The organism is Brevundimonas sp., assembly GCF_029946145.1.
In the GTDB taxonomy this organism is placed as follows: Bacteria; Pseudomonadota; Alphaproteobacteria; order Caulobacterales; family Caulobacteraceae; genus Brevundimonas.
On record NZ_JAQSDY010000028.1, the window covers coordinates 1 to 25,036 of the forward strand.

23 protein-coding genes are annotated in these 25,036 nt (G+C 68.2%); 18 read left to right on the forward strand and 5 right to left on the reverse strand.

The window, feature by feature from the left end; all coding sequences use genetic code 11:
- Positions 1-162: 162 nt before the first annotated feature.
- Both fixJ and PSV23_RS14970 read right to left on the reverse strand, forming a co-directional pair.
- Positions 163-768 carry a response regulator FixJ gene (gene fixJ / locus PSV23_RS14965; protein ID WP_300470496.1) on the reverse strand — a complete coding sequence of 202 codons (606 nt, stop codon included), beginning with the start codon at positions 766-768 and terminating at the stop codon, positions 163-165.
- Positions 758-2,278 (reverse strand): PAS domain S-box protein, encoded by a 1,521-nt coding sequence (locus tag PSV23_RS14970; RefSeq protein WP_300470498.1) that lies wholly within the window; start codon positions 2,276-2,278, stop codon positions 758-760. The genes fixJ and PSV23_RS14970 overlap by 11 nt, the downstream gene beginning before the upstream one ends.
- A 114-nt stretch (positions 2,279-2,392) precedes the next feature.
- Between PSV23_RS14970 and PSV23_RS14975 the strand changes: the two genes are divergently transcribed.
- The 7 genes from PSV23_RS14975 (at position 2,393) to nirK (ending at position 11,722) form a co-directional block, all read left to right on the forward strand.
- A complete protein-coding gene (locus PSV23_RS14975) occupies positions 2,393-3,082 on the forward strand; it encodes an alternative oxidase (protein WP_300470500.1) in 690 nt (229 codons plus the stop codon).
- A 27-nt stretch (positions 3,083-3,109) separates the two neighbouring features.
- Positions 3,110-4,474: an oxygen-independent coproporphyrinogen III oxidase gene (gene hemN / locus PSV23_RS14980; protein ID WP_300470502.1), complete on the forward strand. Its 1,365-nt coding sequence runs from the start codon at positions 3,110-3,112 to the stop codon at positions 4,472-4,474.
- A gap of 130 nt (positions 4,475-4,604) precedes the next feature.
- Complete coding sequence (locus PSV23_RS14985; RefSeq protein ID WP_300470505.1) at positions 4,605-6,887, forward strand: nitric-oxide reductase large subunit; 2,283 nt, start codon at positions 4,605-4,607, stop codon at positions 6,885-6,887.
- 74 nt (positions 6,888-6,961) lie between these two features.
- Positions 6,962-8,143 carry an NnrS family protein gene (locus tag PSV23_RS14990; protein ID WP_300470507.1) on the forward strand — a complete coding sequence of 394 codons (1,182 nt, stop codon included), beginning with the start codon at positions 6,962-6,964 and terminating at the stop codon, positions 8,141-8,143.
- On the forward strand, positions 8,140-8,649 hold the full coding sequence (locus PSV23_RS14995) for a YbaN family protein (protein ID WP_300470509.1): 510 nt from the start codon (positions 8,140-8,142) through the stop codon (positions 8,647-8,649). The genes PSV23_RS14990 and PSV23_RS14995 overlap by 4 nt, the downstream gene beginning before the upstream one ends.
- A gap of 33 nt (positions 8,650-8,682) precedes the next feature.
- Entirely contained in the window at positions 8,683-10,455 is a 1,773-nt protein-coding gene (locus PSV23_RS15000) for a pyridoxal-dependent decarboxylase (protein WP_300470532.1), read from the forward strand.
- Between the two features lie 229 nt (positions 10,456-10,684).
- Positions 10,685-11,722, forward strand: a complete 1,038-nt coding sequence (nirK, locus tag PSV23_RS15005) for a copper-containing nitrite reductase (RefSeq protein WP_300470534.1) — start codon at positions 10,685-10,687, stop codon at positions 11,720-11,722.
- A gap of 83 nt (positions 11,723-11,805) precedes the next feature.
- On the opposite strand, the gene PSV23_RS15010 is transcribed toward nirK, so the two are convergent.
- Complete coding sequence (locus PSV23_RS15010) at positions 11,806-14,046, reverse strand: adenosylcobalamin-dependent ribonucleoside-diphosphate reductase (protein WP_300470535.1); 2,241 nt, start codon at positions 14,044-14,046, stop codon at positions 11,806-11,808.
- Positions 14,047-14,332: 286 nt separating this feature from the next.
- Here PSV23_RS15010 and PSV23_RS15015 point away from each other — a divergent pair, with 286 nt between their 5' ends.
- Positions 14,333-14,779 carry a pseudoazurin gene (locus tag PSV23_RS15015; RefSeq protein ID WP_300470537.1) on the forward strand — a complete coding sequence of 149 codons (447 nt, stop codon included), beginning with the start codon at positions 14,333-14,335 and terminating at the stop codon, positions 14,777-14,779.
- Positions 14,780-14,845: 66 nt separating this feature from the next.
- Here the strand turns inward: PSV23_RS15015 and PSV23_RS15020 are convergent, their stop codons facing one another.
- The gene (locus PSV23_RS15020) at positions 14,846-15,547 is read right to left on the reverse strand and encodes a Crp/Fnr family transcriptional regulator (protein WP_300470539.1); all 702 of its coding nucleotides are present in this window, start codon (positions 15,545-15,547) and stop codon (positions 14,846-14,848) included.
- A gap of 156 nt (positions 15,548-15,703) precedes the next feature.
- Between PSV23_RS15020 and PSV23_RS15025 the strand changes: the two genes are divergently transcribed.
- Positions 15,704-16,390 (forward strand): helix-turn-helix domain-containing protein, encoded by a 687-nt coding sequence (locus PSV23_RS15025; protein WP_300470541.1) that lies wholly within the window; start codon positions 15,704-15,706, stop codon positions 16,388-16,390.
- A complete protein-coding gene (locus PSV23_RS15030) occupies positions 16,387-16,779 on the forward strand; it encodes a response regulator transcription factor (protein WP_300470543.1) in 393 nt (130 codons plus the stop codon). The genes PSV23_RS15025 and PSV23_RS15030 overlap by 4 nt, the downstream gene beginning before the upstream one ends.
- A gap of 19 nt (positions 16,780-16,798) precedes the next feature.
- On the opposite strand, the gene PSV23_RS15035 is transcribed toward PSV23_RS15030, so the two are convergent.
- Entirely contained in the window at positions 16,799-17,095 is a 297-nt protein-coding gene (locus PSV23_RS15035) for a hypothetical protein (protein ID WP_300470545.1), read from the reverse strand.
- Positions 17,096-17,209: 114 nt separating this feature from the next.
- Here PSV23_RS15035 and ccoN point away from each other — a divergent pair, with 114 nt between their 5' ends.
- The 8 genes from ccoN to ccoS are packed head-to-tail and all read left to right on the forward strand — an operon-like array spanning position 17,210 to position 24,982.
- Positions 17,210-18,871, forward strand: a complete 1,662-nt coding sequence (gene ccoN, locus PSV23_RS15040) for a cytochrome-c oxidase, cbb3-type subunit I (protein WP_370461091.1) — start codon at positions 17,210-17,212, stop codon at positions 18,869-18,871.
- 10 nt (positions 18,872-18,881) lie between these two features.
- Complete coding sequence (ccoO, locus tag PSV23_RS15045; protein ID WP_300470547.1) at positions 18,882-19,619, forward strand: cytochrome-c oxidase, cbb3-type subunit II; 738 nt, start codon at positions 18,882-18,884, stop codon at positions 19,617-19,619.
- Positions 19,616-19,789 carry a cbb3-type cytochrome c oxidase subunit 3 gene (locus PSV23_RS15050; protein ID WP_300470549.1) on the forward strand — a complete coding sequence of 58 codons (174 nt, stop codon included), beginning with the start codon at positions 19,616-19,618 and terminating at the stop codon, positions 19,787-19,789. The genes ccoO and PSV23_RS15050 overlap by 4 nt, the downstream gene beginning before the upstream one ends.
- A complete protein-coding gene (gene ccoP / locus PSV23_RS15055) occupies positions 19,782-20,681 on the forward strand; it encodes a cytochrome-c oxidase, cbb3-type subunit III (protein ID WP_300470552.1) in 900 nt (299 codons plus the stop codon). The genes PSV23_RS15050 and ccoP overlap by 8 nt, the downstream gene beginning before the upstream one ends.
- Positions 20,678-22,168, forward strand: coding sequence for a cytochrome c oxidase accessory protein CcoG (ccoG, locus tag PSV23_RS15060; protein ID WP_300470554.1), 1,491 nt, complete (start codon positions 20,678-20,680; stop codon positions 22,166-22,168). Before ccoP ends, ccoG begins: the two co-directional genes overlap by 4 nt.
- Positions 22,165-22,653: a FixH family protein gene (locus PSV23_RS15065; RefSeq protein WP_300470557.1), complete on the forward strand. Its 489-nt coding sequence runs from the start codon at positions 22,165-22,167 to the stop codon at positions 22,651-22,653. Before ccoG ends, PSV23_RS15065 begins: the two co-directional genes overlap by 4 nt.
- 26 nt (positions 22,654-22,679) lie before the next feature.
- Positions 22,680-24,818 (forward strand): heavy metal translocating P-type ATPase, encoded by a 2,139-nt coding sequence (locus PSV23_RS15070; RefSeq protein ID WP_300470806.1) that lies wholly within the window; start codon positions 22,680-22,682, stop codon positions 24,816-24,818.
- Entirely contained in the window at positions 24,815-24,982 is a 168-nt protein-coding gene (gene ccoS, locus PSV23_RS15075) for a cbb3-type cytochrome oxidase assembly protein CcoS (RefSeq protein WP_300470559.1), read from the forward strand. The genes PSV23_RS15070 and ccoS overlap by 4 nt, the downstream gene beginning before the upstream one ends.
- Positions 24,983-25,036 lie beyond the last annotated feature (54 nt).

The window sequence follows — 25,036 nt, forward strand, 5'->3', positions numbered from 1 at the left end:
CCCTCGCTCTTGACCTGCTCAACGGCGGTCTCGAAGGCAGCCTTGTAGTCGAACATGAGGATGATCCCGCGATGATTGATCCTCCTCCCACTGACGTCCTCGCGAGTCACCTCCGGGAAACCCCTGAGCAACCGCGATACGCCCCCTCCCGGATGGAGCGAACTACTGGGCGAGGATCGTCATCCGGACCAGTTCCGAAAGGCTGCGCGCCTGCATCTTGGTCATGACGTTGGCGCGATAGACCTCGACGGTGCGGGGGCTGATCTCGAGGTCATAGGCGATCACCTTGTTGGCGCGACCGGCGACCAGGCCGTCGAGCACCTGACGCTCCCGCGTGGAGAGGGAGGCGAGGCGAGCCCGCACCTCGGCGTCCTGTCCCTCGCGTTCGACGGCGCCCGCCTGGCCGGCGAGGGCCGAGCGGATCGACGACAGCATGGCCTCGTCGTCGAAGGGCTTTTCGAGGAAGTCCTTGACCCCGGCGCGGACGGCCTCGATGGCCAGCGGCACGTCGGCGTGGCCGGTCATGACGATGACCGGGTGGCGCACTCCCAATTCGGACAGTCGTCGAACCATCTCCAGCCCGTTCATGTCGGGCATGCGAACGTCGGTAATGATGCAGCCCGGCGCCAGGTTTTCCGCCTGGGCGAGCAGGGCTGCAGCCGACTCATAGGTCCTGGACGCCAGGTCCGCGGTGTCCAGCAGGAAAGCCAGCGAATCGCGGACCGCGGGATCATCATCGACGACATGGATGATCGGCTCATTCGCCATCGTAGAGTTCCTCTTCGGCTACAGAACGCAGCGTAAAGCAGAATCGGGTGCCGCCACCCGGATTCGGCTCCACCCATATCCGACCGCCATGCGCCTCGACGATGGTGCGCGAAATAGACAGGCCGACGCCCATGCCCGTCCGCTTGGTGGTGACAAACGGCTGGAACAGCTGATCGGCGATGTCCGGACTGATGCCCGAGCCCGTATCGGCCACGGTGACCTGGGCGTATTCATCCGCCACGGGGTCGAGGCGTATTTCAAGCACCTTGCGCTTTGACTCCTCCATCGCCTCGATCGCATTGCGGATCAGATTCAGCACGACCTGCTGAATCTGGACCTTGTCCGCCAGCACGAGATCGATATGGGGCGCAAAGCGGAACAGCACGCGGATTCCGTGTTCCTTGGCGCCGACCAGGGCCAGGGCGCTGGCTTCCTCGATCAGCTTGGGCAGGCTTTCAACGCGCCGCTCCGCCTCGCCGCGGGCGACGAAGTCGCGCAGGCGGCGGATGATGTCGCCGGCCCGCAGCGCCTGGTCCCCGGCCTTGTGGATGGCGTCGCGCAGCCGGTCCCGGGGGATCGCTTCGGCGTCCAGGAGACGCAGCGAACCCTTGAGATAGTTGGCCATCGCCGAGAGCGGCTGGTTCAGTTCATGCGCCAGGGCCGAGGCCATCTCGCCCATGGCGGTCAGGCGGGAGATGTGCACGAGCTCCGACTGCAGCTCCTGGAGCCGCTGCTCGGTCTGCTGACGTTCGCTGAGGTCCCGGACGAAACCGGTGAAGAAGCGCTGGTCGCCCGAGATCATCTCGCCGACGGACAGCTCCATCGGAAACGTCGAACCATCCTTGCGTTCCCCGACCACGACGCGGCCGACGCCGATGATCCGCCGCTCGCCGGTCGTCAGATAGCGGTCGAGGTAGCCGTCATGCTGTTCGCGATAGGGTTCGGGCATCAGCATCTTCACGTTTCGGCCGATCACCTCTTCGGGAGTCCAGCCAAACAGGCGTTCGGCCGTGGGGCTGAAGGACTGCATGAGGCCGCGCTCGGTGATGACGACCATGGCGTCGGGCACGGTCGCGAGGATGGACTGGAGGTGGGCCTCACGGGCCCGCAGGTCGCGGTTCACCATCACGGCCCGCGACCGCATGTTCTGGAAGGCCTCGCCGCCGGCGGTAATGACCGCCCCCAGCAAGAGGAAGACCACGGCCCCGACAAGGTCGCCGCCATTCAGCGCGCCGGTCGACCAGGTGACGTAGAGGCCGCAGGCGAAGCCGAGCACCGTCGCCACCGCCCCCGGTACGGCGCCGCCGAGCGCCGCGGCCCCGACCACGGCCGGTACGAAGAACAGGAGCGCCAGCCGGTCCTCCAGCCACGGGGTCGCGGCCAGACGAACGGCCATTCCCGCAGCGGCTCCGAGCACCGCCGTCGCCAACCCGTAACCGGTATGTCGGCTCGCCAGCATCCAGCCCCAGGGTGTGCGGGCCTCCAGCGCGTCTGTCGGGGTGGTCGTCATGGTCGCCTCCGCAACACCCCGTAGGTGAAACACCTGAATTTCACCAGACGAGGGCGGCGGCTACTTCACCGCCATCGGGCCGCCGGCCCCCAGTTCACAGTTTCGGAAGCCGCCATGATCGCTCCCCTCGTCGACCTGACCGTCCACCACGCCCCCAAGGGCCCGTCGGACCGTATCGCCTGGGGTTTCGTGAAGGCGCTTCGCTTCTTCGCCGACACCTTCTTCGCCAAACGCTACGGCCACCGCGCCGTGGTGCTGGAAACCGTGGCCGCTGTGCCCGGCATGGTCGGCGCGACGCTGAACCATCTGAAGGCCCTGCGCCGGATGAAGGACGACAACGGCTGGATCCGCACCCTGATGGACGAGGCCGAGAACGAGCGGATGCACCTGATGACCTTCATCGAGGTGGCGCAGCCGACCCTGTTCGAACGCTTCATGGTCATCGCCGTGCAGTGGGTCTTCTATCTGTTCTTCTTCGGCCTCTATCTGGTGTCCGCGAAGACGGCGCACCGGGTGGTCGGCTATTTCGAGGAGGAGGCCGTCCTCAGCTACACCCACTATCTGGCCGAGATCGACGAGGGCCGCAGCCCGAACGTGGCCGCGCCCGCCATCGCCCTGCGCTACTGGAACCTGCCGGCCGACGCGACCCTGCGCGACGTGGTGCTGGTGGTCCGCGCCGACGAGGCTCACCACCGCGACGTCAACCATGGCTTCGCCAACGAACTGTGCGGCGCCGCACCGGTCGCGATCGCTCCCTGCCCGCCGCATGTCGAACTGCAGCCCGCATGGAAAGCGGCGGCGTAACGACACCGACAGACCGAGCCTTTCAGAATGTCGCTCCGCACCCTTCCCCCCGCCTGGCGCTCCCACGCCGAGCGCAACCTGCCCCGCTACACCAGCTATCCGACGGCGGTCGCCTTCGAGACCGCCGCCGGGGAGGCCGAGGCGCGGGGCTGGCTGGCGGCCACCCGCGCGGACCAGACCATCTCCGCCTATGTCCATGTGCCCTTCTGCAAGCGCCTGTGCTGGTATTGCGGGTGCCACACCAGCGTCTTCCACGAGTACGACCGGGTGCGGGCCTTTTTCCAGACCCTGATGCTGGAGGTCGATCTGTGGGCGGACGCCATGGGCCCACACGCCGGCGCCGCCCATCTGCATTTCGGCGGCGGCAGTCCGAACGCCCTGTCGCCCGACGATTTTCGGACCCTGGTCCGGCACATGGCTGATCGCTTCGCCCTGCGCCCGGGCGCGGAAGTCGCGGCGGAACTCGATCCCGGCATGCTGTCAGACGCCTTCATCGACGCGGCGGGGGAGGCGGGGGTGACTCGCGCCAGCCTGGGCGTGCAGACCTTCGATCCGGCCGTCCAGAAAAAGGTCAATCGCATCCAGCCGTTCGAGATGGTCGCCGCCGCCAGCGACCGGCTGCGCAACGCGGGCGTTGCCGCGATCAATTTCGACCTGATGTACGGACTGCCGGGCCAGACGCCGGAGAATGTCGCGGCGTCCACGGAGGCGGCGGTCACCCTTCGGCCCGACCGGGTAGCCGTGTTCGGCTACGCCCATGTGCCCTGGATGAAGAAGCACCAGGTGATGATCCGGGAAGCCGATCTCGCCGATGGCGACGGCCGCTGGGCCCAAGCTGAGGCCGCCGACGAGACCCTGCGCGGGGCGGGTTATGTTCGTATCGGCCTGGACCACTACGCCCTGCCCGACGACCCGTTGGCGATCGCCGCCGAGGCCGGACGGCTGCGCCGCAACTTCCAGGGCTACACCGACGATCCGGCTCCCGTGCTGGTGCCTATCGGCCCGTCTTCGATCGGTCGCTTCGCCGAGGGGTTCGTGCAGAACGCCATCACGACCGACCTGTGGGGCCACGAGGTCGAGGCCGGGCGCCTCCCCGTCGCGCGCCGCCTGGCCGTCGACGCCGGAGACGAGCTGCGCGCCGCCGTGATCGAGCGGCTGATGTGCGACCTCGCGGTCGACGTCGGCGAGGTCTGCCGGGCGCACGGCTTCGCCGACGCAGTGCTGGACAGTTCGATCGTCGCCGCGAGCCGGCTGCAGGCCGACGGCCTGTGCGTTGTCGCCGGCCGGACCATCCGGATCCCCCCCGAGGCCCATCGCGTCATGCGCGTGGTCGCGGCCTGTTTCGACGCCCGTCTGCCGGTCGCCGCGAGCCGGCACGCCCGCGCGGTGTGACCTCGGGGACATCCCGCACTGGGGGAATCCCGGAGTTTGTCGGCGCACAACGTCCCGCCACGCTGATCAACGGAATGCAAGCTCAATTGGCCGGATTCGGGATCTCCCGCGCGGCCGCAAGGATATCGCGATGACAACCAAAAGACTTTGGATCGTCCTCGCCCTGATCATGGCGACGTCGTTCGCCGTGCTGGGGATGATGGGACGGGAGATAAACCGGCAGGCGCCGCCCATACCGGCGCAGGTCGTGGACACGACGGGGGCGGTCCTGCTGACCCGCGAGGACATCCAGACCGGTCAGCTGGCCTGGCAATCGATGGGCGGCCAGCAGGTCGGGTCGGTCTGGGGCCACGGCGGCTACGTCGCGCCCGACTGGTCGGCCGATCAGTTGCACCGCGAAATCACGGCCCTGCTGGAGATGTGGTCACAGCGCGACTTCGGCCAGTCCTGGGTCAGCCTCGACGACGAGCATCAGGCGGCGCTGAAGGCCCGGGTCAAGCGCGAGATGCGCACCAACACCTATGATCCGGCGACCGACACCATCACCGTCTCGGCCGACCGGGCCGCCGCCATGCGTGAGGTCAGGGCCCACTACGTCGCCTTGCTGAGCGACGACCCCGCCCTGGAATCCCTGCGCGAGCAGTACGCCATCGCCAACAACGCCGTGCCGGACATCAGCCGCCGCAACCAGATCGCCTCCTTCTACTGGTGGGCCAGCTGGGGCGCGGGCACCGAACGTCCGAACGACGTCATCACCTACACCTCCAACTGGCCGCACGAGCCGCTGATCGACAACGTCCCGTCCGCGGCCAACATCGTCTGGTCGGTCGCCAGCGTCCTGCTGCTGATCCTCGGCGTCGCCGCCCTGATCTTCTGGCATGCGCGACAGCCGAAGGAAGAGCACCTCGAGCCGCCCACGGCCGACCCGCTGATGGGCATGAAGCCGACGCCCTCCATGAAGGCGGCGGGCAAGTATTTCCTGACCGTGATCGCCCTGTTCCTGCTGCAGGTCGGACTCGGCGCCGTCACCGCCCACTATGCGGTCGAGGGCCATGACTTCTACGGCATTCCGATCTCGGAATGGATTCCCTACGCCATCACCCGCACCTGGCACACCCAGCTGGCGGTGTTCTGGATCGCCACGGCCTGGCTGGGCACGGGCCTCTACATCGCCCCCATCGTCTCGGGCAAGGAGCCCCGGTTCCAGGCCCTGGGCGTCAACGTCCTGTGGGTCGCCCTGGTGGTCGTGGTGCTGGGCTCGATGGCCGGCGAATGGTTCGGGGTGCAGCAGATCTTCGACCTCGACACCAACTGGTGGTTCGGTCACCAGGGCTGGGAGTATATCGACCTCGGCCGCTTCTGGCAGAGCCTGCTGTTCGTGGGCCTGCTGCTGTGGCTGCTGCTGGTGACCCGGGCCCTGTGGCCGGCGCTGCGGGAGAAGTCCCAGGCCAAGCCGGTGCTGGTGATCCTGTTCCTGTCGACGGTGGCCATCGCCCTGTTCTACGCCGCCGGCTTCATGTGGGGAAAACACACCCACATCAGCATGGTCGAATACTGGCGCTGGTGGGTGGTCCACCTGTGGGTCGAGGGCTTCTTCGAAGTGTTCGCCACCGCGGTGATCAGCCTGCTGTTCGTCCGCCTCGGCCTGGTCCGGCCCATGGTCGCCAATGTCGCGGTCGTCTTCGGCACCATCGTCTTCATGACCGGCGGGGTGCTGGGCACGGCGCACCACTGGTATTTCGCCGGCACGCCCACCTCGGTGATGGCCATCGGCTCGGTGTTCTCGGCCCTTGAGGTCGTGCCGCTGGCCCTGGTCGGCTTCGAGGCCTTCGAGAACTGGCGGCACACGAAGGCCGCGCCGTGGGTCAAGGCCTACAAGTGGCCGATCCTGTTCTTCGTCTCGGTCGGCTTCTGGAACCTGCTCGGCGCCGGGGTCTTCGGCTTCATGATCAACCCGCCGCTGGCCCTCTATTACATCCAGGGCCTGAATACGACGGCGACCCATGCCCACGCGGCCCTGTTCGGGGTCTACGGGATGCTGGGCATCGGCCTGCTGCTGTTCTGCTTCCGCAGCCTGGCCCGCCGGGAGGCGTGGAGCGACACGCTGCTGGCCTGGACCTTCTGGCTGCTGAACATCGGCCTGGCGATGATGCTGTTCCTGTCGCTGCTGCCCATCGGGGTGGTGCAGGCCTTCGCCAGCATAGAGCACGGCATGTGGTACGCGCGCTCTCCGGCGGTCCTGCACTCGCCGCTGGTCCAGACCCTCGTCTGGATGCGCGTCCCCGGCGACGTGGTGTTCGGGGCGGGGGCGGTCACCCTGGCGATCTTCGCCGCCAGGCTGGTGATCGGGGGTCTCAAGCTGAAGCCTGCGGTCGACCCCGCGGCCGAGCCTGCGGTTCTGCCGGCCGAGTAACGGGCCGACAGCGTAGAGGGCGGGGAGGGGTTCGCCTCTCCCCGCGCCTTCTTTTTCGAGAGGATATTTCTCCCGTGGCCACGACAGCCCAGTCCATCCGTCAGTACCCCGGCCCGCCCCTGTTCAGTTTCGGTTTCAGGCCCTTCTTCCTGTTCTCCGCCGTGTGGGCGGCGATCGCTGTGCCGATCTGGGTGGCGTCGATGACGCTGGGCGACGGGACAGTCGGGGGTATGGATGGCCGGCTCTGGCATATCCACGAGATGCTGTTCGGCTATCTGGCCGGGGTCATCGCCGGCTTCCTGCTGACGGCCGTGCCCAATTGGACCGGCCGCCTGCCGGTGACCGGCCTGAAGTTGACGGGACTGTTCGCCCTCTGGGTCGCGGGCCGGGCGGCGGGCTTCCTGCCGGCGCCGATGGCCGTTCCCGCCGCCGTGATCGACAGCGCCTTCCTGGTCGTCTTCGCCGCCGTGATCTGGCGCGAGGTGCTGGCGGCGAAGAACCGGCGCAATCTGCCGGTCTGCCTGATGGTGTCGGTGCTGGCGGCCGCCAACATCGCCTTCCATCTCCGCGATCAGATTCCGCTGTTCGGGCCGGGCGGAGAGCGGGCCGCCGTGGCGGTCATCACCGGCCTGATCGCCCTGATCGGCGGCCGGGTCACTCCCAGCTTTACCCAGAACTGGACCCGGGCCCAGGGAATCGCAGGGGGACCGACGGCCTTCAACCGCTTCGACGCCGGGGTGCTGGCCCTGACCGCCGTGGCGCTGGTCTCCTGGGTGGCCGCGCCCTGGTCGTCCCTGACAGGCGGGGTGATGGTTCTCGCCGGCCTGGCCAATCTCGCGAGACTGGCGCGCTGGCGCGGCTGGCTCGCGCGGCGTGAGGCGCTCGTCTGGATCCTCCACCTTGGATATGCCTGGCTCGGTCTGGGGTTGATCCTGCTGGGACTGGCCGCGCTGGTTCCGGACGCTGTACCGTTCACCGCCGGCGTCCACGCCCTGACCACGGGGGCCATGGGAGTCGAGACCCTCGCCATGATGACGCGGGCCACGCGGGGCCATACCGGTCGGCCGCGGGTCGCCGACCGCTCGACGACCGCCGTCTACCTGCTGATCCTGGCGGCGGCGGTTGTGCGGGTCTCGGCCCCGTTCCTGACGGAATGGACCGTCGCGCTGCTGGCGATCTCGGCGACGCTGTGGGCGCTGGCCTTCGCCGGTTTCGTCGCCGCCTATGGGCCGATGCTGTGGCGGAGGCCGCTTTGACATTGCGCCCGCGCAAGGCGGCGGCCGGCGGGGCGTGCGACGAATCCGACATGACCCGCCATGCCCGCGACTGCTTCGATCCGGCGCCGTGTCCGACCGACCTGTGCTGTTTCGGAGAGTGCCAATGCGCGCCCTCCGCCGCCCAGGGTGACCAGCGACGTCTGATCATGCAGGCGTTCGGCCTGGCGGCGGCGGCCCTGGCCGTCGCCGGATTGGTCGTGCCGCTTCTGCCGACGACGCCGTTTGTCCTCGTTTCAGCCTGGGCCTTCGCCCGGTCCTCGCCGCGCCTTGAGGCGTGGCTGCGGAACCATGACCGGCTGGGTCCGCCCCTGAAAGCCTGGGAGCAACGCGGCGCCATCCCGCGTGGGGCCAAGGCCGTGGCGGCGGTGAGCCTCCCCATCAGCGGCGTGCTCGTTCATGCGTCAGGAGCCGGTCTCGCCGTCACCGCCACGGCGGGAGTCGCGTTGGCCTGCGTGGGCGGCTGGATTCTGACCCGACCGTCCTGAGCGGCGCGCCGCGATGCTCTCCAAGGAGACCCCATGAGCCCATCCCCCGCCGCCGTGGTCGCCGGCGCCTTCTTCCCCGGCCCGCGCTCGGAAAACGAGACCTGGGTGCGCGGCGAATTCCAGGCGGTGCTGGATCAGTGGTTCGACTGGCGCAAGAGCCTGTTCGCCGACGATCCCTGTCTCGTCGGACCGGCGGAGCGGTTGTCGCCGGAGCGGCTGGAGCGCCGCGAAATCCTGTCCCGGGAACTGGCGGAGCTGTGCGGGACGCTGACCGCCGAGACCCCCACCTACACCCCCCGCTACATCGGCCACATGAAGGCCGAGGTGTCTCTGCCGGCGCTGCTGGGCTGGCTGGCGGCCATGCTGCACAATCCCAACAACACCTCGCGGGAGGCCAGCAGGGTCGGCACGGTGATCGAGGCCGAAGCCATCGCCATGTTGGCGGCCATGGTCGGCTACGATCCGGCGGCGGCCGAAGGCCATTTCACCTCCGGTGGCACGGTGGCCAATTTCGAGGCGGTCTGGCGGGCCCGCTACCGTCTCGATCACTGGCTCAGCCTCGGCCTCTACATCGCCGAAAAGACCGGCGAGCCTCTGGACGTCTTCGCCTCGGCCCACATGGGCTGGGACCGGTTCCGCGCGCTATGGGCCGAACACCGCCTGACCGACGCCGTGCTGCGCCGCTACAGCGCCGCCGTCGGCGTGCCGGCAAACATCTGGCTCCGGATCGGCCGCGCTTCCGGCCGCGACTACCTGGGTCCCGTGCTTCTGGTCCCGGGCAACAAACACTATTCCTGGTCCAAGGCCGCCAACCTGTTCGGCCTCGGCGAGGAGTCGCTCTGGGCCGTCGATCTGGATTCCGAGGGGCGGCTGGATGTCGATGATCTGGAGCGGCTGATCCTGCGAGCGGAGGCCGCGGGCCGGCCGGTGCTGATGGCGGTCGGCGTGGCCGGCACGACGGAGACGGGCGAGATCGACCCGATCGACGCCCTGCATGACCGGCTGGAGCGCTGGGAAGCCGACCGGGGGCTGCATATCTGGCGGCATGTCGACGCGGCCTATGGCGGGTTTCTGTGCGCCATACTGGGCGGTCCGGACGAGGATGTGCTGTCTCCGGCCAGCGCCTCCGCCCTTCGGGCCATCGGACGGGCGGATTCGGTGACCATCGACCCGCACAAGCTCGGCTATGTGCCCTACGCCTGCGGGGCCTTCCTGACCCGCGACACCGTCCGCTACGCCGTCTCGGCCTTCGACGCCCCCTATCTGGATCGCCCTGAGCTAGGCGACGGCAAATGGTCGTCGACCATGGAGGGCTCACGCTCGGCGGCCGGAGCGGCGGCGACCTGGCTGAGCGGGCGCACGATCGGCTTCGGACCGGTCGGGCTGGGCGCGGTCCTCGCCGAGACGGTCCGGACCCGACAGGCCTTTCAGGCCGCCCTCGGCGGCGCCCTGCCCGAGGTGAGGTTCCTCGAACCCGCCGACGCCAACATCGTCTGCTTCTCCGTGGCCGCTCAGGGCGAGTCGCTGTCCGCCGCCAATGCACGCACCACGGCCCTGTTCGACTTCTTCCACCGCTCTCCTGAGTTCTCGGTCTCCAAAACCACGCTCGGGCCCGATTATGCGGCGGCGGTCGCGCGCCATGTCGAGGGCTTCGGCGGCGTGGTCGATGCGCCCGGAATGGTGTTGGTCCGCTGCGTCTTCATGAATCCCTACTGGGCCGCGCCCGAACTCCGCGCCGTCCTGTTTCCGGCGTTCATCGCGCTCGTCCGCGAGAGTCTGGGGCAGGATTTCGACGCGGCGGCCTGACGCGTGACCTCAGTAAGATCCCTCTACGGGATACCCCGGAGGCGGAGAGTGTGCTTTCGTAAGTTGCTTCAATGTACTGAAAAGAAAGCGAAAAAATAGACGTTCAAGAAGTCTTTTGTGACATGTGGACAGCGTCCCGGAGAACGTTGTGCCCGCGCAATGTCATCCTCCGGGGAGGCTCCTAGACCTCTCCGCATCGGGGCCAAGCAAAGCGCCCATGGGATTGAACATGAAACTGATCGCTCTTCTCACCAGCGCCGCCGTCCTGGCCCTGGCCGCCGCCATCCCCGGCGCCGTCTCGGCCCAGGAGGCCGAAGCCGCCGCACCGGTGGCCGTCAACATCATCCGCAGCGCGAGCGACCTGCCCGCCCCGCTGACCGCCAACAGCCCGCGCCACCATGTGGTCGGCCTCGAGACCACCGAGGTGATTGGCCAGCTGGAGGACGGCACCAGCTACACCTACTGGACCTATAACAATAAGGTCCCCGGGCCCTTCGTCCGCGTTCGCGTCGGCGACACGGTCGAGGTCAATATGACCAACGCCGCCAACAGCGTCATGATGCACAACGTCGACTTCCACGCCGTGACCGGTCCCGGCGGCGGGGCGGCGGCGACCAACGCCAACCCGGGCGAGACCAAATCCTTCACCTTCCGGGCCCTGCAGCCTGGTCTGTACGTCTATCACTGCGCCACGCCGATGGTGGCCCAGCACATCTCCAACGGCATGTACGGCCTGATCCTGGTCGAGCCCGACGGCGGTCTGCCCGAGGTGGATCACGAATTCTATGTGATGCAGGGTGAGATCTACACCGAGGAAGACCAGGGCACGCCGGGCCTGCTGACCGAGAGCGTCGAAAAGCTCCTCAACGAGCAGCCGACCTATTACGTCATGAACGGCGCCTTCAAGGCCCTGACGGGGGACAACGCCCTCAAGGCCGAGGTCGGCGACACGGCCCGCATCTACTTCGGCGTCGGCGGCCCGAACAAGATCTCCAGCTTCCACGTCATCGGCGAGATTTTCGACACGGTGTACCGTGACGCCTCGCTGACCAGCCCGCCGGTCACCAACGTGCAGACGGTGCTGGTGCCTCCGGGCGGGGCGACGGTCGTGGACCTGAAGTTCGAGGTGCCCGGCAGCTACATCATGGTCGACCACGCCCTGAGCCGGGTCGACCGCGGCGCTGCGGGCATCATTGAGGTCACCGGACCGCAGAACCCCGACATCTTCCGGGGCTCGCCGGAAGCCCACAATCACATGGAACACTAGCCGCCAGTCTGGTGTGCGACTTGCGGCCGCCGGGGAGATTTCTCCGGCGGCCGTTTTTTTGTCCGGGGGTCAGGCCGCGGGCCTCACCCGCATTTCGAATAGCCGCACTCGAAACAGGTGTCGCAGCCCTCCTTGCGGACCAGGCCGCCGGCGCCGCAGCGCGGGCAGCAGGCCTTCGGACCGGCGGAGGCCGCCGGCGTGGGCGAAGGGGCGCTGTCGTCGGCGTCATGTTCCATGCAGGCGGCCGCGTCGTGGGCCAGATGGCGCTCGATGACCCCGCCGATCGCCGCCAGAAGCGACGGCACATAGCGGCCGTTCAGCCAGCCGCCGCCGCGGGGATCGAACACCGCCTTCAGCTCCTCGGCGATGAAGGAGACGTCGCCCCCGCGCCGGAACACGGCCGAGATCATCCGCGTCAGGCCCAGGGTCCAGGCGTAGTGCTCCATGTTCTTGGAGTTGACGAAGATCTCGAACGGGCGCGGGCCGTCCGGGCCGTCGACGTCGTTGATGGTGACATAGACGGCGTGCGGGCTGTCGGGCCATTTGATCTTGTAGGTCGAACCGGTCAGGGCCTCGGGCCGCGGGCTCAGGCGAACTTCGGCCGGCGGCGCGGCAACGGGTGCGACGGCCGGCGTGGCCGACAGCACCGAGCCGGTGACGGCGTTGGGCCGATAGGTGGTCAGGCCCTTGCAGCCCAGCCGCCAGCCCTCGACATAGACGTCGGCGAAGTCGTCGAAGGCGATGTCCTCCGGGCAGTTGACGGTCTTGGAGATTGAGCTGTCGACCATCTGCTGCGCCGCCGCCTGCATGCGCAGGTGCTGGGCCGGAGTCAGGGTCTGGGCGGTGACGAAGGAATCCGCCGGCGGCGGAGCTTCGCCGTGCAGCCGCTTCCACACGGTCAGGGCATAGTCCTCGACCGCCTCCTCGCGCTTCGATCCATCGGGCTGCAGCACCTTGCGGGTGTAGGCGAAGGCGAACACCGGTTCGACGCCGGACGAGACGTTGCCGGCCATCAGCGAGGTGGTGCCGGTCGGCGCGATCGAGGTCAGGCAGCCGTTGCGCAGGCCGTGCCGTGCGATCAGGGCACGGGTTTCCTCGTCGAGTTCGAGCAGGTTCGGCCGGTCCAGCACAGCGGGATCGTAAAGCGGGTAGGGGCCCTTCTCGCCCGCCAGTTCGGCCGAGGCGCGATAGGCCTCGCGCTTGATGACACCGAGCCAGCGCCGGGTTAGTTCCGCCGCCTCTTCCTCGCCATAGGGGACGCCGCAGAACACCAGGGCGTCGGCCAGGCCGGTGACGCCGAGACCCAGGCGCCGCTTGGCCCGTGCCTCTTCCGCCTGGGCCTCCAACGGGAAGCGCGAGACGTCGATGACGTTGTCGAGGAAGCGGATGGCGACACGCGTCAGCTCGCCCAGCCGTTCTTCATCGAGGGTCGCCCCGGGCTCGAACGGGTTGTTGACCAGCCGCGCCAGATTGATCGAGCCCAGCAGGCAGGCGCCGTAGGGCGGCAGCATCTGCTCGCCGCAGGGATTGCTGGCCGAAATGGTCTCGACGCCGGCGAGGTTGTTCCGCTCATTGACCCGGTCGATGAAGATCACCCCCGGTTCGGCGACGTCATAGGTGGCCTGCATCAGTCGGGCCCACAGGTCTCGCGCCGGCACGGTCCGGTACGTCTCGCCGCCGAACACCAGCGGCCAGTCCGCCCCCGCCTCAAGGGCGCGCATGAAGGCGTCAGGGACCAGCACCGAAACGTTGAAATTCCGCAGCCGCGCCGGGTCGCGCTTGGCGTCGATGAAGGCCTCGATGTCGGGGTGGTCGATGCGCAGGCAGCCCATCATGGCGCCGCGGCGCTGGCCGGCCGACAGGATGGTGCGGCACATCGAGTCCCACACATCCATGAAGCTGAGGGGGCCCGAGGCGTCGGCGCCGACTCCCTTGACCGGCGCGCCTGACGGCCGAACGGTGGAGAAGTCCATACCCACGCCGCCGCCCTGCTGCATGGTCACGGCCGCCTCGCGGACGGCGTCGAAGATGCCGTTCAGGTCGTCGGGCACCGTTCCCATGACGAAGCAGTTGAACAGGGTCACGGCGCGGCCGGTCCCCGCCCCGGCCATGATCCGGCCGGCGGGCAGGAACTGGAAGTCGGACAGGGTCTCGGCGAATCGCTCGCGCCAGTGACGGCTCAGCTTCGGGGTTTCGGCCTCGGCGATGGCCGCCGCCACCCGGGCCCAGGTCTGTTCGACCGTGTCGTCGCCGGCGCCCTCGGCAGGTGTGAATCGGTATTTGCTGGACCAGATGTCGGCCGCGAGCGAGTTGTCGAACGCCATGGGGAGTCTCCTTCCTCCCGAGGCTGACCGATTCTCTCCGGTGGGGCATTGTTCGGGCGCAACGACGGAACGGTCCCTGTTCTTCATTCCGCCCATGACCTCGGCCGGGCCGTGTTACCGAGGCGGATCAGGCATCCTCGAACAGATGAACGTAGGCTGTTTCTGCGGCACATCCGGGAATCTACGGAGGCCCGTGTTTGTTCGGCCGCAATGTCCAGATGTCTACAAAGACTAGAACAAGGTCATGCCGCGAACATCTCGCGCATCCACCTCAAAGGAACTCGTCATGTTCGTGAAATTCCTCCCCATGATCTGCGCGGCCGCCGCGCTGTTCGCCGCCGCTCCGGCCGTCGCCGGCGAACACACCGTCCAGATGCTGAACCGCGGCCCTGGGGGCGCGATGGTCTTCTCGCCCGCCGTTGTTCAGGCCCGGTCCGGCGACACCATCCGTTTCGTGCCCACCGATCCGGGCCACAACGCAGAAACGATCGCCGGGATGATTCCGGCCGGCGCCACCGTCCAGCGTGGCCCGATGGGACGGGAGTTCGTCCTGCGTGTGACCCAGCCCGGAGTCTACGGCGTGAAGTGCACACCGCATTACAGCATGGGCATGGTCGCTCTGATCCAGGTGGGAACGGCAAGTTCGAATCTGGAAGCTGTCCGGACGACCGTGGCGCGCACGCCGCCGATCGCGCGCCGACGCTTCACCGAGATGCTGACCCGGGTCCGCTGATCTGATCCGGGCGGGGGGCCGGCCTTCAGGGCCGGCCTTCAGCCGTCTCTCTGCAAGACCGACGGATCAACCGACGCCGGTCTGAGCCAATTGGCTGAGGGCGCGGGGGTCCCGCACGATGATCCGGCGACGCGCGCTGCCCGTCACGCCCCGTTGGTCCAGCGCCGCCAGGGTCCGGCTGACCGTATGCAGGGTGGAACCAGCCATCTCGGCGAGATCCTGACGGGTGATCGGAAAGTCGATCTCGATGCCGTCGCCGGTGGGTCGGCCGGCCTTCTCCATCAGACGCAACAGGGTGCGCGCGATCCGTTGCTCCACCCGTTCATTGGTCAGTTCTCCCATCCGGCCCTGGAGGTCCATCAGGCGCGTTCCGGCGGCCGCGGTTGAGCGCAGCCCGATCTCGGGATGGTGTCTGATAAGCTGGCGAAGGGCGGGGATGGTCCACCAGATCTCGACGCTGTCGACCACGGCGACCGCGTCCGCCGGGAATGCCTGATTCATAAGGGCCGCGACGGTGCCGTACATCTCGCCCGGCCCGATGAAGCGAAGCACGGACTGCCCGCCGTCGGCCCGGGTCTGAACGATCTTGACCCGGCCTTCCAGCAGACTGTGGCCGGTTACGCCCGGGTCGCCCTGGGCGAAGACGCGGGTCCCGGCCGACAGCCGCCGGACCGAACCGGCGGCGACAACGCCCTGCAGGATCTCGGCATCCAGGCCGGCGAACATTTCCGAGCGCCTCAGAATTTCGATGTCGAAGGCTATGGGCATGGCGCGTTTCGGCGGGCCGACGAGAGTGACGGCCATCTGACCAGAGCGGTTGCGATGCGGGTCGTCGACTCCGGTAAACCCCCTAGGGGGCGCTCCCGAATATCGCCGGGAACGGGGCCTGCCTAGAGTGCGGCGTCAAGTTCATCGGACCGTCCCATGCCCGCTCTTCGCATCTGTGAAATCACGGACCAACCCATCCCCACGCCGCGTGAGGAAACGCCGGATTGCCATCTGTGCGCCGTCTTCGCGAACGCTTCGGCGGCGCCGCGGTCACCGTTCGCCCCAGGCGAGCAACTGTTCCGGCAAGGTGATCCGGCGCGCCTGGTCTACCGCGTTCTGAAGGGTGCGGTGGTAAGCTACCGGCTTCTCAGCGACGGGCGCCGCCAGGTCACCGGCTTTCACCTGCCCGGGGACTTCGTTGGCCTCGAAGCCGGCGTCGAACACGCCATCGCCGCCGAGGCCCTGAGCATTGTCCACGCCCTGGCGATCGAGCGCGCGGAGCTGGCGGAGCGGGCCGTCACGGATATCGGTCTGGCCCGCGCCCTGTGGCAGATCACCGTCCGCGCCTTCCAGCGCAGTGAGGACCATGCCCTGATCCTGGCCCGGCAGGGTGCGACCGAACGCGTCGCCGCCTTCCTGCTCGATTTCGCGGCGCGCCTGGGAGACCCTGAGGTGATCGACCTGCCGATGACGCGGCAGGACATCGCCGACCATGTCGGCCTGACGATCCACACCGTCTCCAGGACCCTGTCCCAGCTTCAGACCGACGGCCTGATCGAGGCTCGCTCGACCCGGCACGTACGTCTGCTGCAACGCAGCCGCCTGGACGGCATCTGCGCGTGACCGCTCTTTCGCCCAATCCGCCGCGTCCGGCTGTCTTCCTCGTCGACGACGACCCGGCCGTCGCTCACGCTGTGCAGTTCTCGTTCGATCTTGAGGGGCTGAACGTCAGCAGCTTCCGGGACGCCGAAAGCCTGCTGGCGGCAGGGGATTTGCCTGAAAAGGGCTGTCTCGTCCTTGACTACCACCTGCCGGGCCTGGACGGGCTGGAGTTGCTCGACCGGCTCCGGGCGAACGACGTCCGCATGCCGGCGGTTCTGATCACGACCAACCCTCGACCGCATCTGCGGGCGCGCGCCGCCGCGGCGGGCGTCCCGATTATCGAGAAGCCCCTGCTTACGGACGCCTTGTTGACCGCTGTGCGAAGCGCGCTCGCTCACCTCGACCTGTAGCGCAGCGCCTTGCAGGGTGTCAGTCGCCCCGTATCCGGTTTCGGGGGCTGGCAGAGGACCGGGCCTCCTGCGGCGCTGGACGATCTCCAGCCAGCATCATCCCGGCGGCGATGACCCCGGCGGAGGCCAGCAGGCTCCCGGCCGAGGCGATACACAGGACGCAGTGGCGGCCGACCGGTCCGCAAAGGGCCGCGGCGAAAGCCATGTGATCGGCGGCCGCCACGGCGCAGGCCGACGAAACGGCGAACAGTCCCGCGCCGACCATGATCAGGCCGACGCCGAACTTTCCTGAATCCCGGGTGTCGCTGTGTTGCATTTCGAACCTCCCGACTGTTTGAGCCACGATTTTCCACCGGCCGCTTTGCGTTAGCGCAAAGCGGCGGACGGCGAGTCGGGGCACGCAGGGGCCTCTCTCACCGGGGCCAGCCGAATGCCGACAATCGTCTCACAGGATACCGATACGCCAGGCGATGTGATCGCCCTGTACCTGTTCGTGGGCGTTGCGGCGGTGGTTGCCCTGCTGGCGACCGCCTTCACCGACGACGCGGCCTTCCGCTTCCACGGCTATTTCCTGATGGCGGCTTCGGTCCTGGCCCTGGCCGCCATGACGATCGGCGTGGCCAACGGCCGTTTCCACTCGGACCCGAGCCGGTACGAGGACGGCGTCATCCGCGCCGGCGTGATCGCCACCATGTTCTGGGGCGTCATCGGCATGACGGTCGGCGTCTTCATCGCCGCCCAGCTTTCCTGGCCGGACATCTTCTATTTCCCGGAGCACGGCTGGCTCAACTTCGGCCGGCTGCGGCCTCTGCACACCTCGGGCGTGATCTTCGCCTTCGGCGGCAACGCCCTGATCTGCACCTCCTTCTGGGTCGTGCAGCGCACCTGCAAGGCGCGACTGGCCGGCGGAGTCTGGCCGTGGTTCGTGTTCTGGGGCTACCAGCTGTTCATCGTTCTGGCGGCCACGGGCTATGTCTCCGGCATCACCCAGTCGCGCGAATACGCCGAGCCCGAATGGTACGTCGATATCTGGCTGACCATCGTCTGGGTCGCCTATCTGCTGGTCTTCCTGGGCACCATCTGGAAGCGCAAGGAACCCCACATCTACGTGGCCAACTGGTTCTACCTGGCCTTCATCGTCACCGTCGCCCTGCTGCATCTGGTCAACAATGCCGCGGTGCCGGTGGGGCTGCTGGAAGCGCGCAGCTATTCGGCCTTCGGCGGGGTCCAGGACGCCCTCGTGCAGTGGTGGTACGGCCACAACGCCGTCGGCTTCTTCCTGACCGCCGGCTTCCTGGCGATGATGTACTATTTCGTGCCCAAGCGGGTCGAACGGCCGGTCTATTCCTACCGCCTGTCGATCGTCCACTTCTGGTCGCTGATCTTCATCTACATCTGGGCTGGCCCGCACCACCTGCACTACACGGCCCTGCCGCAGTGGGCGCAGACGCTGGGCATGACCTTCTCGATCATGCTGTGGATGCCGTCATGGGGCGGGATGATCAACGGCCTGATGACCCTGTCGGGGGCGTGGGACAAGCTGCGCACCGACCCGGTGGTCCGCATGATGGTCGTGGCCATCGCCTTCTACGGCATGTCGACCTTCGAGGGGCCGCTGATGTCCATCCGCACGGTCAACGCCCTGTCGCACTACACCGACTGGACCATCGGCCACGTCCACTCCGGCGCCCTTGGCTGGGTCGGCTTCATCAGCTTCGGCGCGATCTACTGCATGGTTCCGTGGCTGTGGAAGAAGGACCGGCTGTACTCGAACGCCCTGGTCGAGTGGCATTTCTGGATCGCGACCACCGGCATCGTTCTCTACATCACCGCGATGTGGGTCTCCGGCATCATGGAGGGCCTGATGTGGCGCGAATACACGCCCGACGGCTTCCTCGCGAACAGCTTCATCGAGACCGTGTCGGCCAAGCATATCCAGAACGTCATCCGCACCGTCGGCGGTCTGATGTTCCTGAGCGGTACGCTCATCATGTCCTACAATCTGTGGCGAACGATCCGCATGCCGTCCTCGCGCACCGCCGCGAACGTGCCGGCGACGACGATCGAGCCGCAACTCCTGCCGGCCGAGTGAGGATCGCACCATGTGGAAGAAGCACGCGAAATTTGAACGTCACTCGCTCTGGCTGGTCATCGGCATCACCATCGTCGTCTCGATCGGCGGCATCGTCGAGATCGCCCCGCTGTTCTGGGTCGAGAGCACGATCGAGGAGGTCGAGGGCGTCCGTCCCTACACCCCGCTCGAACTGGCCGGCCGCGACATCTACATCGGCGAGGGCTGCTACAGCTGCCACTCGCAGATGATCCGGCCGCTGCGCGACGAGGTCGAACGCTACGGCCACTACAGCCTCGCGGCCGAGAGCATGTACGATCACCCGTTCCAGTGGGGCTCGAAGCGCACCGGGCCGGATCTGGCGCGGGTGGGCGGCAAGTATTCGAACGAGTGGCACCAGGAGCACCTGACTGACCCGCGCGCCGTGGTGCCGGAGTCCAACATGCCGCCTTACCGGTTCCTGGCCGACCAGGACCTGGACCAGCACGCCATTCGGGCGAAGCTGAGGGCCATGCTGGCCGTCGGCGTTCCCTACACAGCCGACCAGATCGAGAACGCCGAGGCGGACCTGAACGCCCAGGTCGATCCCTTCGCCAGCGAGACATCGGACCTGCGGAGCCGCTACGGGCCCAAGATCATCCAGGGTGATTTTGACGGCAATCCGGCGCGCCTGACCAGGATGGACGCCCTGATCGCCTATCTGCAGCAACTCGGCGCCCAGGTCGATTTCCGGACCTACCAGGCCGAAGATCCGGACAATATGCGATGAGCGGGCTCGACTACGAAACCGTGGCGCGGTTCGCCCAGCAGGGCGGCACCCTCTATTTCGGCGCCGTCTTCATCGCCGGGCTGGTCTACGCCCTGTGGCCGAAGCACGGCGAGACCTTCCGCCGCCTTTCCCACCTGCCGCTCGAGAAGGACGAGGACGACCATGTCTGAACGCGAGCGCGACGAACATTCCGGCGTCGAGACGACCGGGCACGAGTGGGACGGTATCAGGGAGCTGGACAATCCGCTGCCGCGCTGGTGGCTGTGGGTCTTCTACGGCTGCATCGTCGTGGCCATCGTCTACTGGGTGCTGATGCCTGCGTGGCCCGGCCTGAAAGGCTATACGCCCGGCGTGCTGAAACAGTCCGACCGCGCCGACGTGGTCGAGCAGCTGGCCGCCCTTCAGACGCAGCGCGGCCGCGGCGAGACCCTGCTCATGTCGGCGTCGCTGGACCAGATCGAGGCGGATCCGGACCTGCAGGCCCATGCCCTTGCGGTCGGCCAATCGGTCTTCGGCGACAACTGCGCCAGCTGTCACGGCGTGGGCGGAGGCGGCGCCAAGGGCTATCCCAACCTGCGCGACGACGTCTGGCTGTGGGGCGGCTCGCTGGCCGAGATTGAACACACGATCCGCGTCGGCGTCCGGTCGGCTCACCCGGAGACGCGGACATCGCAAATGCCGGCGTTCGGACGCGACGGCATGCTCAACGCCGGTCAGGTCTCCGACCTGACTGAGTATGTCGTGGCGCTGTCCGGCCGCCAGGCGGACGCCACAGCCGTCGGCCGCGCACGGCAGCTTTATGCCGACAACTGCGCGGCCTGCCATACGCCGACGGGCGTGGGCGACCGCTTGCTGGGAGCCCCCAATCTGACCGACCGTGAATGGCTGTTCGGCTCGGATCGAGCCTCCATCCAGGCCCAGATCCACAATGGGCGCAACGGGGTCATGCCAACCTGGGAGGGCCGCTTCTCGCCTGCGGTGATCAAGGCCCTGGCCGTCTATGTCCACGTCAACGCCGGCGGCGGCGAGGCCTCCGGCGCGAGTGAAGTCGCCGCGCCATGACCATCATCATCGACCGGACCCGTGAGCGGCCGGCGACGGCGGGTCCGGTCTCGGTCGCCGAGCGTCAACGCGAGAAGGCGCGGCCCAAGGGTCTGTATCAGGCGCGCGTCCCGATCTATCCCAAGCTGGTTCACGGTCGGTGGCGTTGGCTCAAATGGGCGCTGCTGATCGTCATGCTGGCGATCTACTACATCACGCCCTGGATCCGCTGGGACCGTCCCGGCGCCCTGCCGGACCAGGCGGTGCTGGTCGATTTCGACGGCGGGCGCTTCTACTTCTTCATGATCCAGCTATGGCCGCAGGAGGTGTATTTCATCACCGGGCTGCTGGTGGCCGCGGCCCTGGCCCTGTTTCTCGTCACCGCCCTGTTCGGGCGGCTGTGGTGCGGCTACGCCTGCCCGCAGACGGTCTGGACCGACCTCTACATCTACATCGAGCGGATGTTCGAGGGCGACCGCAACGCCCGCATGCGCCTTGACGCGGCCCCGACGTCCTTCAACAAGCTGTGGCGCAAGGCCGGCAAGCACGCCGTGTGGATCGGCGTCGCCTTCGGCACCGGCGGGGCGTGGATCTTCTATTTCCACGACGCGCCCGACCTGATCCGCACCTTCTGGGTCGGGACCGCGCCAATGACGGCCTATGTCTCGTGCGCCATCCTGACCTTCACCACCTACATTTTCGCCGGCCATATGCGCGAGCAGGTCTGCACCTACATGTGCCCATGGCCGCGCATCCAGGGGGCCATGCTCGACGACCAGTCGTTCCAGGTCACCTACCGCTACGACCGCGGCGAGCCTCGCGGCCCGCACAAGAAGGCCGAGCCCTGGGAGGGTCGTGGCGACTGCATCGACTGCAACCAGTGCGTCGTGGTCTGCCCCATGGGCATCGACATCCGTGACGGAGCGCAGCTGGAGTGCATCAACTGCGGACTGTGCATCGACGCCTGCAACGAGGTCATGGACAAGGTCGGACGGCCTCGTGGCCTGATCGCCTATGATACCGACGCGGCGGTCGCGGCCCGGAGCTGCGGCCAGAAGCCGGAGCATCGTCTGATCCGGCCGCGCACCCTCTACTACGGCGTGGCGCTGATGCTCGTTGGGGGCCTGATGATCTGGGGCTTCAACACCCGCGAGCAGCTGGGCGTCCACGCCCTGCGGGACCGCAACCCGGCCTATGTCCGGCTGCATGACGGCGCGGTCCGCAATGGGTACACGCTGAAGATCGCCAATCACGGCTTCGAAACCACCACGGTGGAGATCAGCTACGCCGGCGTTCCGGGAGCGGCGCTGAGAATTCCGGGCCAACCGGGCGCCGATCCGCTGCGCGTCGATGTGGAGCCGAACCGCGTCACCCCGCTGCGCATCTTCGTCACCGCCCCGGCCGATCAGGTCGGCGAAGGCAGCCGGGACGCCGCCTTCGAGATTCGCTCGGGCGGGAAGACGAAGATCGTCCCCACCGCCTTCGAATACGGGAGCCAGCCGCAATGACCGCTCCGACCCGGTCGCCGAAGCCGCCGTTCGTCGTCAAGGGATGGCACGTCGCCGCGGGCGTCGTGGCCTTCTTCGCCCTGGTGGTCGGCGTCGACGCCGGCTTCCTGGTGATGGCCTACCGCACCCATCCCGGTCAGGTCGCGCCTCGACCCTATGAGGCGGGGCTGATCTACAACGCCGAACTGGAGCGGCTCCGCGTCCAGGAGGCGCTGGGCTGGAGGGCCGGGGCGGAGGCCCGTCCGAACGGCCTGGACGTGCTGATGCGGGACCGCGACGGACGTCCGCTCACCGGCCTCAAGGTGTCCGCCGCGCTCCAGCGCCCCGCGACCGAACAGGGGCGCGCCGAGGTCGTCCTCAGGGAAGAGGCGCCGGGCCAGTATGGCGCCGACCGCGTCCTCTCCGGCGCCTGGGACGCCCGGATCGAGGCGGTGGATGGCGCGGGTCGAACCTTCATCGCCGAGCGGAGGCTGACGTGGCCCTGACCTTCGAGGCGGCGACCGCGCCCGATATGTCGGCCTTCCTGCGCCGGCAGGAGGACGGCCGCGCCCGCCTCGACCTGCTGGTGACGGGCGCGCGTTGCGCCGGGTGCATCTCGAAGATCGAGCGCGAGGTGTCGCGTCTGCCGGGAGTCGACTCGGTCCGTCTGAACCTGTCGACCGGACGTCTCGCCATCGGTCTGGCCAGCGCCAGTGTCGATCCGGGGCGGATCATTTCGGCCCTGGACCGTCTCGGCTATCCGGCCACGCCGTTCGACCCCGGCGCCGCCATGGTCCAGCGCGACCGCGAGGGACGCCGGCTGATCCTCGCCCTGGCCGTGGCGGGCTTCGGCGCGATGAACGCCATGATGTTCTCGGTGCCGATCTGGGCCGGGCTGTTCGACCAGGAGCTGGGCCCCGCCACCCGCTCCATGATGATGTGGATGTCGGCCATCGTCGGAGCACCCTGCGCCATCTTCGCGGGCATGCCCTTCTTCCAGTCGGCCTGGCGGTCGCTGCGCGCAGGCCGGGCCAATATGGACGTGCCGATCTCGGTGGGTGTGATCCTGACCCTGGCGATCAGCTTCTCCGAGACGATCCTGAATGGCCGGGACGCCTATTTCGACGCCGCCGTCTCCCTGCTGTTCCTGCTGCTGATCGGGCGATGGCTCGACCATGTACTGCGGGCCAGGGCGCGCAGCGCCGCCGGGGACCTGCTGGCCCTGCAGGCGCCCACCGCCTGCGTCGTCGATGTGCGCGGCCGCGAGCGGACGGTTCCGCTCGGCGACATCCAGCCGGGCGACGTTCTTCGCGTTCGACCCGGCGACCGCATTCCGGTCGACGCCATCCTCGAAGCGGGCGAGGCGCTCCTCGACAACAGCCTGCTGACGGGCGAGAGCGCCCCCGAGCGGGTCAGGCCGGGGCAACTGTGCCGCGCCGGGGCCGTCAACACCGCCGGCCTGCTGACGGTGCGCGCCAGCGCCCGGTCGGAGGACTCCACGCTCGCGGCCATCGCCCGGCTGGTCGAGGCGGGCGCCCAGTCGCGCTCGCGCTATGTCCGGCTCGCGGACCGCGCCGCCGCCCTCTATGTGCCGGTGGTGCACGCGGCGGCGCTGGCCACCTTCGCCGGCGGCTGGGCCCTGGGTCTGGATCCCCGGGAAGCCCTGATCCGGGCGGTCGCCGTCCTGATCGTGACCTGTCCCTGCGCCCTCGGCCTGGCCGTGCCCGCCGTGCAGGTCGTGGCCTCGGCCCGACTGTTCCGCCGGGGCGTGCTGGTCAAGTCCGGGGCCGCGCTGGAGCGGCTGGCCGAGATCGACCACGTGGTGTTCGACAAGACCGGCGTGCTGACCGAGGGCCGTCCGGCGCTGGTGGGCGCGTCGCAGGCGGTAATCGCCATGGCCGCCCCGCTGGCCCGCGCCTCCAGCCACCCGATGGCCCGCGCCGTCACCCGCGCGGCGGGGGAGGGGCCCGTGGCGACGGATGTCGTCGAACATGCCGGTCTGGGCGTGGAGGGGCTGATCGAAGGGCGACGCGCCCGCCTCGGCCGGGCGGCGTTTGTCGGCGCCTCGACCCTGCGATCCGGCGAGACGGAACTGTGGTTCGGCTTCGAGGGCGAGACAAAGGTCAGGCTGCAGTTCTCGGATGTCGTCAGGCCCGACGCCGCCGCCACGATCAGGGCGCTGAAGACCCGCGGGATCACGGTGGAGATCCTGTCCGGCGATCAGGTCGGGGCGGTCAACGCCGTGGCCGATACGCTCGGCGTGACGGACTGGAAGGCGGGGATGCTGCCGCAGGAGAAGGCCGAGGCGATCGACCGCCTCGCCGCCGCCGGCCGCAAGGTGCTGATGGTCGGGGACGGGCTGAACGACACCGCCGCCCTGGCCCGGGCCCACGCCGCCATCGCGCCCGGCTCGGCGCTCGAGGCCAGCCAGAACGCCGCCGACCTGGTGCTGACCCGGGACGCCCTGATGGCGGTGGTCGACGCGATCGACGTGGCCCGTTCGGCCCGCCGCCGCGCTCTGGAGAATTTCGGCTTCGCGGCCCTCTACAACCTGGTCGCCGCGCCGGCCGCCATGCTCGGCTTCGTCAATCCGTTCGTCGCCGCCCTGGCGATGTCCGGTTCGTCGCTGGTGGTCACACTCAATGCGCTGCGGGTGAGGGGCGGGCGATGAACATCATCTTCCTGCTGGCGCCGTTCTCGGTGCTTCTCGGCCTGGTGGCCGTGGGAGCCTTCGTCTGGACCCTGCGCTCCGGTCAGTACGACGACATCGAAGGGTCGGCGGCCCGCATCCTGATCGACGATGACGCCGGGTCGGAAGGACCCGCGCCGGATTGACGATTGCTTCGAACACCGGCTCAACCGGCTTGCGAAAGCGCAGTCCGGTTCCGG